The organism is Acinetobacter courvalinii (genome assembly GCF_014635545.1).
GTDB lineage: Bacteria > Pseudomonadota > Gammaproteobacteria > Pseudomonadales > Moraxellaceae > Acinetobacter > Acinetobacter courvalinii.
Genome location: NZ_BMDA01000001.1, coordinates 1,118,875 through 1,132,757, shown reverse-complemented (window position 1 = coordinate 1,132,757; position 13,883 = coordinate 1,118,875). Strand labels below are relative to the sequence as shown.

Below are 13,883 nucleotides of genomic sequence, written 5' to 3'. Positions count from 1 at the left end.
TTAAATCGCTTGAGGAATTTTTTATGACTCAAATGCGTCCCACTTCTAAATACGGAATTAGATGCTTATTAAAGTTGGGACGTGGATCACTCTGAAAACTAATAAAACCGTGCATGCCTGTTAAGCGTTCACCTTTATAAAACTGATTGAGCTGGAAACGAGGATCTTGATGCGACAAGGTAAAGCTCACAACTCCTACACCTCGCTGCTTAGAGATTTTCTGTGCATCTTCAAGCATTAAATGATGCAGTGCTAACTGCTGGGGATGGCACAACAGGCTATGTAATACATGATATCTCACCGAGTCGCCAAGTTTAGGTAATGGCATGCCTTTAGTCACTTTGGTCAATACATTATAGATTGGTCGTACAAGCCCAATCGCTGAACTGTAATGCAGGATTTTGGTCTGTTTAATGGTATGTTGATCCCATAATCCAAACATTCCCACAAGTTTTCCATCTTGAAAGTAAAGCTGAAAGTCCGAGAGTTGTAGTCCCGAAAAATAAGGGTGTCCTGCATGTAACTCGGCAAAATTATAAGCCGGGATAAAATTATAATGCTGCGACATTTCGGCAATAAACCGGTTCATTGCAGTAATATGTTCGGGTCGAGCCTGACATGATTTAATCTCACTCATCTCAGTTTCAGTCCTGTGATTTAAAAAGGCTTTAATTGTTCTCTTGTTTCCCAGATGCGTTAGTGTCAGTGTTTCGATTAATCCTTCATCATAATAATCAGGAATCCCGCTTTTTCCGGTTTGTATGGCTGCTCGTGCCGCATAGTTATCATTAAAGATAATCATCTGGCTAAAATCAGGTTCATGCAGGGTCTGCTTGACATGCGCACCCAATACTTTGACTAAGGATTTGCCACGATAGTTTGGATCTACACGCAAATCACTGGCATAGCGCACATTCTGTATTGCCTTATCGACATAGCACGGGCGATGACCATTGCTATAACAGGCAACATTCTTTTGATGTTCAGTATCTTCAATAACCACATGCAGCTTATGTCGATACAGAATATCTGAAGCTTTAAAATAACTCGGTTCACGCTGAAAACTGATTTGTACGCTCTTGGTGGTCATCGGCACCGCAATCAGCGCTCGCAAGGCCTGATCATCTGCCAAGGTTGCTTCACGGGTAATCAAGCTGTTTTGATTAGGGGATGTCGGTGGGTTTGTTTTCATTGATTATTCACCTGTGTAGCCGTCTGGTCTGGAACCAGCTGATTTAATTGTCCCATCTGATCCAGGAGTTGATAGACATACACGACTTCGTCCTGTTCATTGACGGTTTTTTGGGTCTGTACGTCCAATAATTTTTGTTCGGTATTGAGCAGATCAAAGGTGGTTTTGGTGCCTAAGTCGAACTCTTTTCGGGTGTAGACAAATGCAATCGATGCTGCATCTATGGCATTTTGCAGTGCTTCTTTATTTTGTCGAATGCTTTGCAGCTGTGCATATGTGGTTCGTGCCCGCTGATTTAAATCAAGCTCAAGCGTCCGGATCTTTTGCTTAGCCAGATCGACATCGGCCTGCGCTTTACGAGTATTGGCCCGGTTCAGGCCATCATCAAACAAAGGCACATTCAGTTGTACGCCCACCATGTAATTGTTACTTTCAGAACCGATATAACTTGCTTCATGCTGCTTGCCTGCTCGGCTGGTCAGCATGACTGTCGGCCAGAGTTCCCGTTTGGTTAGGGCGTATTGTTTCTCGGCAGCCTGTTTTTCATATTTGCCGCGCATCAATGCAGGATGATGGTTAGTTCTCGCTAAAACTTCCTCCACGCTGTTTGGAATTGTAGGCAACTGTTTGATGGCAACAAGATTATCTGCGGTTAAACCAGTAATTTGATAAAACTGTGCTTCACTCACCGTAAGATTGGATTGAGCCTGTGTAATATCAGCTTGGCCTTGGGCCACTTGGGCCAAAACCTGAGCCAGATCGGCACGGGTAATCATGCCCACGTCAAAACGCCGTTGTGATTCATAGAGCGAACGCTGCAGATTTGACATGGTCTTTTTCCGTAGCTCTAAAATCGCCTTTTTCTTTAATACATCGGTATAGACCATCACCGTATTCAGAATGGTTTCCGATCTTTGGTCAGATAAACCCTGCGCCTGTGCAGATAACTGGTTTCTCGCTACTTCAACGCCCAAACCATGCCGTCCGGACGTATAAACGGGATAGTCCAGCTGCAATTGTAGACTTCGGCCTTTGCGGTTGCCTTCGGTTGGAAACATGACCTGAGCAGGTGTTTCCACCCGCTCATAATCAAGTTGGCCGACCAGATTAACTTTTAAGCCATCCCGCTGTTTAGCCTGCTCCAGCATGGCAGTGGATTGACTGACACTTAAGCGGCTGACTTCGAGTTGACTTTCATGCCTTAAACTTGCTGACAAAGCCTCGTCTAAAGTCATGGCACTGACTGCATTTGAAGCGGATAGCAGTCCCGCGCACAGTGCAAGGTACGTGGGCGTTAAAAACGGCTTACTAAATTGCGTCTTCCCTTTCTTCATAGTTGTTCCAAACTATTCAGGGTAATTTTCTTTAAGGGTTCAGGCTTGATATTGCCTTCGATAATGCCATCAAACATCACCAGCTTTTTATAGGCATTCCAGCCATTCGGTGCTTGACGAATCTGTGGTTGATCTAGCTGACCTAAGTTACGGGCAAGTTCATAATGAAAATTCTGACGCAAAATACGATCAATATATTCATCGTTAACACTGTGATGAATTTCCCCTTCAAACAGAACGCAATAAAACGGTTTAACCTGCTGCTCGGTATCAATCGCCAGCAAGGAGATGGCTTTAGAGTCAGTTTCGTTTAGTTGTGAAAGCAATTGCTGTGCTGTCTCTGGAGCAAGCTTTTCACCGACCAGATCGACACCAAAACGGCGTCCCTGAAACTCAAAGCAAGGAATCTGTTGCAGAAAACCGGTAACACGCAAACAATCATCAAGACAATAACGTAGTAAACCATTCCCCGATGTGATGATTGGACTCACCACATCACCCACTTTAAGTTGCCATGACGGGATAATCTGGCCCTGTTTCTCTCCCTCAAGATATTCAAACTCATAAAAATGACTTTGATAAGCCAACGGATATTGATCGTTATACGGAATGGTCACCACACCTTCAGTTGCCCACAGACCTTTGCCCTCGAACTGCACATCAGGCAGTCTCTGCTTTAATTTTTCAGCCCAGGCTTTAGAGCCCGCGGTATCCCAACTGGAGACCAGACTTAATTTTGGCCAAAGCTGCTTAAAATCAATGTGTTCGCCATTAGAACTGTTGATTAAGGCCTGTGCACTTTCAGGACTATAAGGTGCTGTGACGTCTTTCAACGAATTTTGGCGCATACCCCATAATCCACTTTCCAGCACTTCAATCACTTCCTGTTGCAGCGCTTCCAGACGTTCCAGCAACTGTAGTGCAAAGGTTGGACTCCATACCGAGATCATGGCCAGATTTCGATTAGCCACCAGATAACAAATGGTCGCAAACAATGCATCATCGGCATTTGCAGCAAAGGCCACATTACTTGGAACAGCTTGGGTAAACTTGGATAAGATCCGTTTACCCAAGCCTAATAATGCACTGTCATCATTCAGGTTTTTGTCTTTTAAAACTTCACGCTGGCTTTCCGGCAACCATGACACGGACCAATAGTGAGTTCCTGCGCGCAATTGAGGACACTTGCGGTACATGCTGGCTAACCAGGGAGCAATGGCATGATCGAGTTGATCTAAAAACAGTTTGGTATAAGGAATAAACTTAATCTGTTCACTTGAACCACTGGTTGGCTGAAAACGCACCAGCTTGCTGCTGGAAAGCGCAAGCTTTTGTTCTCGATAGCGCTGGATATCTTCTCGCCAGGCGCCGTAACGCGTGGCTGGGAATGATTTTACAAACTGTTCATAATTTTGCACCTTCTGATTTTTGGCCAAAGTTGAACTTTGTAAGACCGAATGCAAAATTTGACGCTGAGTCGCTTCTAAAGCATTAAAGCGTTTGATAAAGTTACGATCAGAGGCATCACACCATTGTTTTAAAATAAGATGCGAGCCGGTTGTCAGCCATTCAGCAGCTTTCATTGGATCGCCTCCCGACGGTTGGTTTTAGAGATTGAAAGCGCCTCACATTTGCCTTTACTGGTCGGCTTTGTCATCAACTTTACCGGAAAACGGGCAATGTCTTTCCAGCCCATACGTCCGATGCATGGGAGTTCTGTGCCAATAGTCCAGGTCGGATTTTTCTGCTCAAAGAAATCAATATTCGGATTTTTCTCTCTCATTTCAGCCGTGATCGGGGCAATTTCGCCTTTTAATGGCTGATAATCCTCGCCGAAATTTAATAATCCTGCTTCTTTATCATAATATTCGCCAAAGAAATTTTCACAGTAATGTTCAATCACTGAAGAGAGATGCTGGTTTTCATCTTTAATATTGGGGTAATACACATAATAATTATTGGCAAGTAGTAAATAGGTTTTATAACCTTTAGAAATCAGTAACCAATACAGCTCATTAAATGGATATCTGATTCTTAACTTGATCATCAGTTTGAGCATGGTGCTTTGAAGGGAGCGCGTTCCCCAAAACTCTTTTAAAATAACGGTATCGCCACTAAATAAAACGGTATAGTCCTTACCATTTAGATAGAAATGTTGCACCACGACGGTAGAGAAACCAACAATTTCATTGGTCTCTGTATTAAAAACCAAGATTGCTCCGCTTTTCTTTTTAAAATCATCCACAAAAATAGAAAATCTGGTGTTTTCATAATATTGCTCATAAATCGAGTACATCACTTTTAAGCGATCAAGATCGATTTGCTCTTTTTCAAAATATTGACCATAGGTACGTTCTTTCTGGTTCAATTTTGAAATTAGTTTATATGTTGTATTAATCATAATACTTAACCTTCCACATCTAGATACGCGAGTTCCCCGACCTCATACAGAGATATTCAAAAACTCATCTAAGTGTTGTTTTTATAAAGGGATCTTTTTTATATAAGCCCTATTGTTTTTGATTGTTTAAAATTACCCTCTCTTTTTGGATTTCTACATATTCATTTTTTTCCCCCGATCCATAAATATGGTTAAAAATGCGGTCACAAACATAATGATTGCGAGCATACGTAATAAATCATTAAAACTTGATGTCAGCGCCTGATAATGAATGTCACGATAAATCACGCTCAGCGCAATTTGCTGGGCGTTTGAACCAACTTCCTGATATTGCGCCGTAAGCTGATCCAGTCTTTCGACGAAGATCCAGTTATGGGGATTCATATACTGATTAATTTGAGTGACATGTAGCGCTGTCAGCCAATCCAGTGAAGAATTAATCAGCGCCAATCCCACTGCTCCGCCAATATTACGCATCAGGTTGTAAATCCCGCTGGCATCAGCAACCTTACTCAGCGGTAAAGTACTCATGGCCAGATGTGAAACCACAATCAGGCAGATCATCAGGCCTATTCCGCGATAAATTTGCGGCCAGAACATAAAGTCATAATCGCTGTGAATGCTGAGATGTGAATTCAGCCATACACCAAAGCCCGCCAGAATCATGCCGACGAATACGGTTTTACGGGTATCAAAATTAGGAATCAGCCAGGCAAGGAATGGGGCAAAAAAGAACATCACCACGCCGGTGACCATCATGACGTGACCAATCTGGCTACTGTTCATTTCTCTTACCTGCCCAAGAAAGACCGGAATCATATAGCCCAAGCCATAAAGTGCCATGCCGATCACAAAGGTGGTAATTGCGCTGAGGGTAAAATTCTTGTTCCTGAATACGCTTAAATCGAGTAAAGGTTTAGGCTGAGTAAAGCTTCTGGAGAAGAAAATCATGCCACCGATCAGACAGACCATAAAGGCGATACGCACACCCGAGTCTGCCAGCCAATCGTGCCGTGCACCTTCATCCAGAAAATATTCCAGTCCACCCAAGAACATCGCCATACCAAGCAGGCTCAGCCAGTCCATAGTTTTAATCAGTGAATAATTAGCGCGGTCAATATTGGGCCCTGAGTAAATCACGGTGGCAATAATAATTCCGGGAATGATGTTAATCAGGAACATCCAGTGCCATGAAAAATTATTGGTGAGCCAGCCGCCTATGGTTGGACCAATTGCTGGACCTAGAGTACTGACCATGCCAAAGGTCACCAACGGTAAGGAACGCTTTGCCTCAGGGAACAGCAGATATAATGCCGTCATTGAGGTTGGAATCATGCCACCGCCCATAAAGCCCTGAATCGCACGAAACACCAGTAAACTTTCCAGATTCCATGCCAGTGCGCAGAGTAAGGAACTAATGGTAAATCCCACTGCACAAAGGGTGTAATAGACACGGGTCGAGAGAACGCGCGAGACAATGCTCGACATCGGAATGGCAATGATCTCTGCAATCAAATACACCGTTTGAACCCAGGTTACTTCGTAACGGCTCGCACTCATCCCTGCCTGAACTTCATTTAAAGAACTGGCGACGATCTGAATATCCAGAATTGCCATAAAATTGCCAAAGATCATGGCAGCGAAAATTGCCCATGCGGTTTTCGGGGGGAATTTCCACTCATTTTCAACAGCCTGATTCATCACTTATACCTGATTTATGTTTAAGTTCTGAGATCAACGGTCGCACTGACCGACATGCCTGGCTTAATCAGATCGATGTGCGGACTTGAATCGATACTGATGCGTACCGGAATACGTTGTACGACTTTGTTAAAATTCCCTGTTGCATTGTCAGGAGGCATTAGCGAAAAAGTTGCCCCTGATGCTGGCGAAAAGCTTTCGATTTTTCCGGTATAAGTCAGGCTTGGATAGGCATCTATTTTGAGTTTAACCTGCTGTCCAATATGCATTTTTTCTATTTGTGTTTCTTTGAAGTTGGCCTGCACATATAAGCTTTTGTCAGGAATAATTGCCATCAAACGCGTTTGCGGTGAGACACGTGAACCTTTCTGAATAGCAAGACTGCCAACTTTACCGGTCACAGGACTGACTACTTTGGAGGAAGCCAGATCAATCTGATAAAGGTCCAGACTGGCATTGGCATTTTCAATGTCGGCTAAAATCTGGGCTCTACTTGCCTGCAAGCTGCCCAGTTGTGCTTCAGCAGCATTGACCGCGGCTTGCGCCTTGCTTAGTTGTGCCTGTGCGGTCAAATATTGGGACTGAATGCCTTCAAAGTTTTGTCGGGTAATCACCCCATCTTTTAACAGGTCTTGATAACGTTCAAAATCTTTTTTCAAGCGCGATAGATCAGCTTGCGCTGCAATAACACCACTATTTGCTTCACTGATGGATGACTTAGCTGATTTTTCATTTTGTTGCTGCACTCCAAGTGCTGCTTGTTTTAAGGTCACCATAGAACGGGCCTGATCATAACGGGCCTGATAGTCGCGATGATCCAGTATTGCCAAGGTTTCGCCTTTTTTAACAACCTGATTGTCTTTAATGATCAACTCAATAACTTCACCCGATATCTTTGGCATCACCCAGGTCAGATCTGCCTGAACATAGGCATTATCGGTAGACTGATAATATCGATATACAAAAAGATAATATATAATGCCGATGAGAAGTAATAACAGCAGCACACTAAAAACTGCTCCTGTTATTTTTTTTCGACTTTGGAAATTAGTGTCAGTTTCTAGCTGAGCGACGTTATCCATATTGATTCCGCTTATTTGTCATACTCAATTTTTTATTCTCACCAATAAAATATTGGGATCTTTTTTACTTAACTTTTCACCTGTTTTTATTCAAAAATCGTCACAGGGTAAAATTGCTGCTGATTATCATTCTTAAGTCAAATAAATATCATTGACCATTTTGACATGCATCTTTTCTATTTCTGTCAGTAGTACGAATCTTATAAAAACTATATTTAAAAATGATGTAATTTAAGATATGGCCTATTTTGTTGAGTTAAATTTGTTTTTTATAAGGTTCTATTCTATTGTTAATGCTATATATATTTTATATAAGTGAGTTAAGAAAAAATTTCTACTGAACAGAACAGGTCTATACATTTGCTTATTTTGTATACACAATCTGCTTTTTGTAACCGATTTAAAATAACGTTGTAAAAATGTAAAAATGATGCAAATAATTTTTATATCTTATTTTTGTATAATCTAATTTTGGATCATTTGACAGATTTATGACAGTAAAACAAATAAATTATTTAATAGTTATAAATATTTAGAATTAATAAAATAAATTTATTGATTGGTTATTTATGATTGATAATAATTGGATTTGTTTGTGTGGTAGTTATTGTATTGGCTTAATTTTGCCAAATGCATCAAAAACTATAGGTAGATATTTTTATAGTCAATAATATATAAATTTTTTTAATATAAATTTAACCTAAAGGAATAAATAGTAATGGATTCTGGATTAATTACCCTTTTCTTACCCATCGCACTGGCGATTGTCATGGCTGGTTTAGGCTTGGAACTCACTTTAAAAGATTTTGCCCGTGTCACCAAACACCCCAAAGCCGTCATCATTGCCCTATTTTGCCAGTTGGTTTTATTGGTCGGGATTGCATTCCTGATTTGTAAACTACTGTCTCTTCCTCCATTACTTGCTGTCGGTTTAATGCTGCTGGCTGCCTCACCCGGTGGATCGACTGCGAACCTGTTCAGTTACTTATATAAAGGCGATATTGCTTTAAACATCAGTTTGACCGCCATTAATGCATTAGTGGCAGCCCTGTTCTTACCTTTTATTGTCAACTTCGCCATTTTGCATTTTATGAATGAAGGACAGCAGCTTGGACTACAGTTTTCTAAGATTCTGCAAGTTTTCCTGATTATTTTGGTACCTGTGGCAATCGGTATGCTGGTGCGTCATTTTGCGCCGCATATAGCAGAAAAGTTAAATCGGCCAGTCCGAATTTTTGCAATTGTTTTCCTGCTTATCATCATTGCTGGGGCGATTTTTACAGAACGGACTAATTTGTTAGCTTATTTGGGGCAAATCGGTTTCGCCACCGCATTATTCTGTGCAATTAGCCTCGCGGTCGGTTATTTTGTTCCCCGATTGTTTGGTATCAGTTCCTATCAGGCCCGTGCCTGTGCCTTTGAAATCGGTATTCATAATAGTACTCTTGCCATGACCATCGCGCTTACCGTCATGGCCAGTACAACCATTGCGATGCCAGCCGCGGTGTATTCCATTTTTATGTATATCTTCGCAACTATCTTTGGCATTTTGATCACCCGCTTCGGTCCACCCATGACTGAAAAGTCTTAAGTACTTATTATCGTCACTAGCGTATGACTGATTTTCAGTGATACGCTATTTTAATTATGAGACTTCTAGCTGTTGTTTAAGCGCTTGTGCTGACCATGCCTTGGGCGATGTTTCAGCCTGTTTAATCAATTGAATCAGTTTGGCATTGACTGGTGCTTTCAAATTGAGTTGTTGTGCTAAACCAACAACTTCCCCATTAATCCAGTCAATTTCTGTGCTTCTCCCTGCCATGAGATCATCGGCCATCGAGGAACGTGCCAGCGGATCAATCGCTAACATATTTTTGCTAACGGCATTAAAAATAAAATCTGGCAGGCTTAATACCCTAGGAACAATCTGCGCTGGCAAGGCCGTCAGTTGAGCAGGTTTAATTCCTGCAATTTTAAGCAGTTTTAACGCTTCCATCTGTGCCATTGCCAGACATTGACGATATCCCCGAATAGAAAGCTGTTGCTTTAAAGGAAGTTGTGACAAGGCATTCACTGAATTATTCAGATTAAGAATTAACTTGGTCCATTGTACTGCCTGCATATCAGATGCAAGTTTGAGTTCCAATCCAGCAGTTTTAAATGCACTTATCAACTCATGCATTGGCTCGTGCTGCTGGGTATATAGAGCTCCTTCTGTACCTTGATGAAACCTACCATTTCCCAAAGCCGCGACATTAAAAGGAACCATGCCTGCAAGAATGGTTTGGTTGGGCAGAATCTGTTTTAAAATCTCCGCATTTCTTAAACCATTTTGAAAACTGATAATCAAGGTCTTGTTTGTTAAAACAGATTTTAACTCATGCGCAACTTGCTCAGTGGCGGCCGATTTAACACAGACAAAAATAATATCTGCTTGCGCTGCAAGCTGTGGATCATCACTCAGTTGCAACTGGTCTGCTGCAATGGTGTGTTGATACCCAAGATAGTCCGAAACGGTCAGGCCGTATTGTTGTAATTGCTGGCGAATTTTGGGGCGGACAATCAACTGGACATTGCATCCTGCAGCGACCAGTCGACCACCCAGATAACATCCAATATTACCCGCCCCATAAATACATATTTTCATTTAACATCCTGTTCAGTTCACATCCATGTGAGTGACTTTAACCTTAAGTCATAATAGAGATTGTCAGTAAATTGACAATTGATACAGCTATATAGATTTAAAAGTTAAAAAAGCCCAACATTAGATGTCAGGCTTTCATTTTTGATCTCAAGCAATTAACGTAGCTCTGGATCGGCCAATAAAGTGCTTGCTGCCAATTTGCCTAGGTTATTGGAAGCCAGCGGACTATCACCCGTCAGTAATTTTCGGTCCTGGTGCACCTGACCTGTAATTCCTGTGTTCAAAATTTTAACGCCAAGCTTTTGCAGATTTTCACCCACCAGCCATGGCAGTTTTCCTGGCATATAACCAATATCAATATTCGCGCCTTTATCTAAGGAATCTGGGAAAACACAAAGCTGATAGTCTTTGAAAATATAGTCTTGTGGATTTTCATCAACCGCTGCGGCAAGTAAAGCTGCTGGTCCATGACATAGCGTAATTACATATTTATCGTTGGCAAGCGCCCACTTTAAGAGCTGTTTGACTTCCGTACTGTGTGGAATCTTCGCCAGTACACCATGCCCACCGGGAATAAAGAGTCCTGCATAAGGAGAATCAGCACTTAAGGCTTGTTCGAGTACATCAGCAAGTTTTAAGGGTGCCTTGAGCTGTTTCTCATATTTTTTATAGGTGTCTAATACCACTTGTTCTTCGTTGGGCATCGCCCACATTTCCAGCTTGACCGGATTGCCTGACAGTGTTGCCACGTCAAAGGCAAAACCTGCATTATCCAGATGGAACATGGGCAATAGCATTTCCACTGGGTGATTGCCGGTAGAAAAGAATTTTTCATTTTGCATCAAGATATAACGTTCGTCTGTCGCGATCATCAAAATCTTTTTATCGCCCTGATACGGCTGTGAATAGGTTATACCATCATAATCCGTTTTAGCAGAAGTATACTGGCTCAATGAATACGGCGATGGAAAGAAGGCATTATCTTCCGCACGGTCTGGTGTTGGATTACGATCATCGGTATTTGTTGTCATTTCAAGTTTCCTCATTGCATCGTTTTATTTATAAGCATATTGCGTGAGCAACCTGCCATACTCAAGGACTGAGTACGAACAGGCATAGAATGAATATAATCAGGCAAATTAAGACTTAATTTCGAGTACCACCTTGCCAGTATGCTGGCTGCTTTCCAGACATTGGTGTGCCTGTGCGACATCCTCAAAAGCAAAGGTTTTATAGATGATTGGCTTACATTGCCCTGTCTCAATCAAAGGCCAGACAAACTGTTCAAGATCCTGAGTAATTTTAGCCTTTTCTTGATTTGTTCTGGCACGCATGGTTGAGCCAGTGACCACTGCACGTTTGAGCATTAATTCCTGTATATCAAAGCCGTCAACTTTACGCCCGCCCATAAAGCCAATAATCACCAGTCGACCGTCACGCTTTAATAATCTCAGGTTTTGGTTAAAGTATGACGCACCGATAATATCCAGAATCACATCTACGCCGTGCCCGTCAGTCAGCGCCAAAACTTCTTTTTCAAAATCCTGAGTTTTGTAGTTAATGACCTGAGACACAGCAGATAATTTTTCAACTTTGTCATCACTTCCCACCGTGGAGAAGTTTTTAATGCCCATGGCATGACACAAGCTGATTGCTGTTGAACCAATCCCACTGGCACCGCCATGAATCAGCACGGTTTCATCTTTCTTTAATTGACCAATCTGGAACAGGTTTGCCCAGACGGTGAAATAAGTTTCGGGAATTGCAGCGGCCTCAACAAAATTGAGATTTTTTGGAATCTTCAAGCTTTGATTTGCGGGTACGGCACAATATTCAGCATAGCCACCGCCGTTGGTGAGTGCACAGACTTTATCACCTACTTTAAACTGAGTGACTTGAGCCCCTACCTGTGTGACCACTCCTGATACTTCCAGTCCGGGAATAGGCGTAACGCCTTTTGGCATCGGATATAATCCTTGGCGCTGTAAGATATCCGGTCGGTTAATTCCAGTTGCGTAGACTTCAATCAGGATTTCATCTGCTGTAATTTCTGGGCGTGCTCCCTCGGCAAGCTGTAACACTTCAGGACCGCCTGCTTGAGTAATTTCGATATATTTCATTTGCTCTACGCTATTTTGATTCATCTGATCATGACTCCGTTTCAGTATTCTATTCAGCATGTTTGGGCGGAAAACCAAACTGCTTTTTAAATTCTCGGCTAAATTGAGAAGAGCTCTGATAACCAACAGCATAAGCCGCCTGAGCCACACTTTGGTCTGCGTTTTGCAACAATTGTTTTGCCTTATGCAACCGCACGACTTTTAAATATTGCAGCGGCGAATGTTGTGTCACCTGTTTGAAGGCTTTATGAAATGCAGAAGTGCTCATATTGGCTTGCTCTGCTAGCATGTCTACAGTGAGCTTTTCGGTAAAATGGTGCTGGATATATTCGCAGATTTTATAAATGGGTCTGAGATTGCCTTGTGCCACCAAACCTTTTAAGGCATCTGCGCCTGCATGTTGTATCACTCGATAAAGCAATTCTCTTTTAATCTGCTCGCCTAAAACCAGCACATCCTGTTCCGAGGTCAATGTCTGTAATAAACGATTCAGCACACTCGAAATGGCCTGATCATATTCGATCACACTCATTCCTGTGGTGAGTGGCTTAAACTGGTAATTCTCGAAATAGGTTTTTGCAAGTAGCTCATTGACAGTGTCTGCTTCCAGTTTCATGCTAATCGCAATCATCGGTGCTTCCGCACTGGCAATGGTGTCACAATCAAAAGGCATTGACACCGAGACAATCAGGCATTGACCTTGTTGAAAGGAATAGGTTTCTGTGCCGATATAACCGCGCTTTTGGCCTTGTAAAACAAATACTAGGGTTGGTTCCTGCAATACCGCGATCGGTGGTGTATTGTGGTCTACGCGCATCAGCACAATGCCATCAATGGCTGTAGCAAAAAAGCCTTCTTTCTGAACCAGTTTTAGAAATGAGTTGATCAGTGTTTGGTCATTCATCATGTGTCATCTGATGATTGGAAATGTGATTTTTATTATTAAATAGCAAACAGATAAAAACTGTTAGTTTTATGCAGAATTAGGCATGGAAAAGAGAGTTTTGTGAAGCTCAATGGATGTAAGATTGAATGTATTTCTAATTTAACTGAACATTCCTACTTATCTTAGGAAAAATAAAAACCAATTACTCACGAATGAGTAATTGGTTTAAGAAGCTGGATGAAGATTTTCATAAATACTAAAAACAGATATTAAAAATACTATACATCAATATTATTAAAGAAATAATAATTAACCCCCACCTAGAGACTATATCATAAATGTTACTATCGTTATTTATACTAGGAGCATAAACATAACTAACATTCCATATAATTGTAAGAAAGAAAAGCCATGCAATTATTAAAACTATAATCTCATTTACACTTATTGAATTAAAATTACATGCATAAATAATAGACAAAAAAACAATTGAACCCGTAGATATCGTGCAAAAGAGCTT

General features: G+C 41.6%; 11 protein-coding genes. 1 reads left to right on the top strand and 10 read right to left on the bottom strand.

All coding sequences use genetic code 11. The features are described from left to right. Positions 1 to 28 precede the first annotated feature (28 nt). The 6 genes from IEV39_RS05090 to IEV39_RS05065 form a co-directional block, all read right to left on the bottom strand. Positions 29 to 1,192, bottom strand: a complete 1,164-nt coding sequence (locus IEV39_RS05090; RefSeq protein ID WP_005285934.1) for a hypothetical protein — start codon at positions 1,190 to 1,192, stop codon at positions 29 to 31. Beyond that, positions 1,189 to 2,526, bottom strand: a complete 1,338-nt coding sequence (locus tag IEV39_RS05085; protein ID WP_005285937.1) for a TolC family protein — start codon at positions 2,524 to 2,526, stop codon at positions 1,189 to 1,191. Before IEV39_RS05085 ends, IEV39_RS05090 begins: the two co-directional genes overlap by 4 nt. Next, positions 2,523 to 4,109 carry a GH3 family acyl-acid amido synthetase gene (locus IEV39_RS05080; RefSeq protein ID WP_005285939.1) on the bottom strand — a complete coding sequence of 529 codons (1,587 nt, stop codon included), beginning with the start codon at positions 4,107 to 4,109 and terminating at the stop codon, positions 2,523 to 2,525. The genes IEV39_RS05085 and IEV39_RS05080 overlap by 4 nt, the downstream gene beginning before the upstream one ends. Continuing rightward, entirely contained in the window at positions 4,106 to 4,894 is a 789-nt protein-coding gene (locus IEV39_RS05075) for a hypothetical protein (RefSeq protein WP_171067894.1), read from the bottom strand. The genes IEV39_RS05080 and IEV39_RS05075 overlap by 4 nt, the downstream gene beginning before the upstream one ends. Positions 4,895 to 5,080: 186 nt before the next feature. Continuing rightward, positions 5,081 to 6,628, bottom strand: a complete 1,548-nt coding sequence (locus tag IEV39_RS05070; protein WP_005285943.1) for a DHA2 family efflux MFS transporter permease subunit — start codon at positions 6,626 to 6,628, stop codon at positions 5,081 to 5,083. A 20-nt stretch (positions 6,629 to 6,648) separates the two neighbouring features. Then, positions 6,649 to 7,710 carry an HlyD family secretion protein gene (locus IEV39_RS05065; RefSeq protein WP_005285944.1) on the bottom strand — a complete coding sequence of 354 codons (1,062 nt, stop codon included), beginning with the start codon at positions 7,708 to 7,710 and terminating at the stop codon, positions 6,649 to 6,651. Between the two features lie 718 nt (positions 7,711 to 8,428). Between IEV39_RS05065 and IEV39_RS05060 the strand changes: the two genes are divergently transcribed. Next, positions 8,429 to 9,301, top strand: a complete 873-nt coding sequence (locus tag IEV39_RS05060) for a bile acid:sodium symporter family protein (RefSeq protein WP_005285946.1) — start codon at positions 8,429 to 8,431, stop codon at positions 9,299 to 9,301. Between the two features lie 54 nt (positions 9,302 to 9,355). Here IEV39_RS05060 and IEV39_RS05055 read toward each other — a convergent pair whose 3' ends face one another. From IEV39_RS05055 to IEV39_RS05040, 4 genes are all read right to left on the bottom strand, one after another. After that, positions 9,356 to 10,357: a 2-dehydropantoate 2-reductase gene (locus IEV39_RS05055; RefSeq protein WP_005285948.1), complete on the bottom strand. Its 1,002-nt coding sequence runs from the start codon at positions 10,355 to 10,357 to the stop codon at positions 9,356 to 9,358. 155 nt (positions 10,358 to 10,512) lie between these two features. Beyond that, positions 10,513 to 11,388: a glyoxalase III HchA gene (hchA, locus tag IEV39_RS05050; RefSeq protein WP_005285949.1), complete on the bottom strand. Its 876-nt coding sequence runs from the start codon at positions 11,386 to 11,388 to the stop codon at positions 10,513 to 10,515. Positions 11,389 to 11,496: 108 nt separating this feature from the next. Further along, positions 11,497 to 12,501 (bottom strand): NAD(P)H-quinone oxidoreductase, encoded by a 1,005-nt coding sequence (locus tag IEV39_RS05045; RefSeq protein ID WP_005285951.1) that lies wholly within the window; start codon positions 12,499 to 12,501, stop codon positions 11,497 to 11,499. 25 nt (positions 12,502 to 12,526) lie between these two features. Continuing rightward, positions 12,527 to 13,384, bottom strand: a complete 858-nt coding sequence (locus tag IEV39_RS05040) for an AraC family transcriptional regulator (protein ID WP_005285953.1) — start codon at positions 13,382 to 13,384, stop codon at positions 12,527 to 12,529. Between the last annotated feature and the right edge of the window lie 499 nt (positions 13,385 to 13,883).

Excerpts from the sequence above, each read along its gene's own strand:
- IEV39_RS05090 (WP_005285934.1), bottom strand. The coding sequence starts at position 1,192 with ATGAAAACAAACCCACCGACATCCCCTAATCAAAACAGCTTGATTACC.
- IEV39_RS05085 (WP_005285937.1), bottom strand. The coding sequence starts at position 2,526 with ATGAAGAAAGGGAAGACGCAATTTAGTAAGCCGTTTTTAACGCCCACG.
- IEV39_RS05080 (WP_005285939.1), bottom strand. The coding sequence starts at position 4,109 with ATGAAAGCTGCTGAATGGCTGACAACCGGCTCGCATCTTATTTTAAAA.
- IEV39_RS05070 (WP_005285943.1), bottom strand. The coding sequence starts at position 6,628 with ATGAATCAGGCTGTTGAAAATGAGTGGAAATTCCCCCCGAAAACCGCA.
- IEV39_RS05065 (WP_005285944.1), bottom strand. The coding sequence starts at position 7,710 with ATGGATAACGTCGCTCAGCTAGAAACTGACACTAATTTCCAAAGTCGA.
- IEV39_RS05060 (WP_005285946.1), top strand. The coding sequence starts at position 8,429 with ATGGATTCTGGATTAATTACCCTTTTCTTACCCATCGCACTGGCGATT.
- IEV39_RS05055 (WP_005285948.1), bottom strand. The coding sequence starts at position 10,357 with ATGAAAATATGTATTTATGGGGCGGGTAATATTGGATGTTATCTGGGT.
- hchA (WP_005285949.1), bottom strand. The coding sequence starts at position 11,388 with ATGACAACAAATACCGATGATCGTAATCCAACACCAGACCGTGCGGAA.
- IEV39_RS05045 (WP_005285951.1), bottom strand. The coding sequence starts at position 12,501 with ATGAATCAAAATAGCGTAGAGCAAATGAAATATATCGAAATTACTCAA.
- IEV39_RS05040 (WP_005285953.1), bottom strand. The coding sequence starts at position 13,384 with ATGATGAATGACCAAACACTGATCAACTCATTTCTAAAACTGGTTCAG.